This window comes from Paraburkholderia sp. J63, from assembly GCF_905220245.1.
Taxonomy (GTDB): domain Bacteria; phylum Pseudomonadota; class Gammaproteobacteria; order Burkholderiales; family Burkholderiaceae; genus Paraburkholderia.
The window spans coordinates 1-673 of the sequence record NZ_CAJMZF010000152.1; the positions used below are offsets into that span (position 1 = coordinate 1).

Sequence of the window (673 nt, forward strand, 5' to 3'; positions counted from 1 at the left end):
GCACGTGGTCGTAGTAGATGGCCGGCGTGAGCGTGAAGGCCGCCCCGATCTGGTAGCGCAGGCCGATCCAGGCGAGGTCGTCGCGCAGCGCGGTGGCCCCGGTGGCCGCCGTATTGTCGCGGTAGCGATACCCGGCGAACAGCTTGGCCGGACCCAGCGTGAGTCGCGCAGCGATGGCCGCGAGGCGGTTCTTCGTCTGCATGGTGCCGCTCTGGACGGTATTGATCTGATCATAGGCGAGCGTGACGGCGGCCGTACCCGTGTCCCAGGCGAGTCCCGCCCCGTAGTTTGCGCCGAGCGAGAGCGAGCCGGGCTGGCCGCCCGGTCCCCAATGCGCCTGGGCGACGAGGGGGCCGGTGCTGTAGCGATACTTGATGATGTTGTCGGCCCAGAACGACGTCATGGCGGGCACGGGCTCCGAGCCGCCGCTGAAGCCTTGCGGCGCGAAGTTGAACAGCATGTCGAAGATCGTCGTGTACTGGCGCCCGAAGCTCAGTCGTCCAAACCGTCCGTCGACCCCGAGCCACGCCTGGCGGCCGAAGATCCGGTTGTCGGGAAAGAAGTTGCTGCCGTTGGTCGGGCTGAAGCCGCTCTCCAGCGTGAAGATCACTTTCGTTCCGTCACCGATATCCTCCACGCCGCGCAATCCCCAGCGCGAATTGGCCATGCCGCC

At 67.0% G+C, this 673-nt stretch carries 1 protein-coding gene; it reads right to left on the reverse strand.

Translation table 11 applies throughout. The features are described 5' to 3' along the window. Positions 1-673: porin (locus U5775_RS38925; protein ID WP_322063436.1), on the reverse strand; the 673-nt coding region annotated here is incomplete at both ends.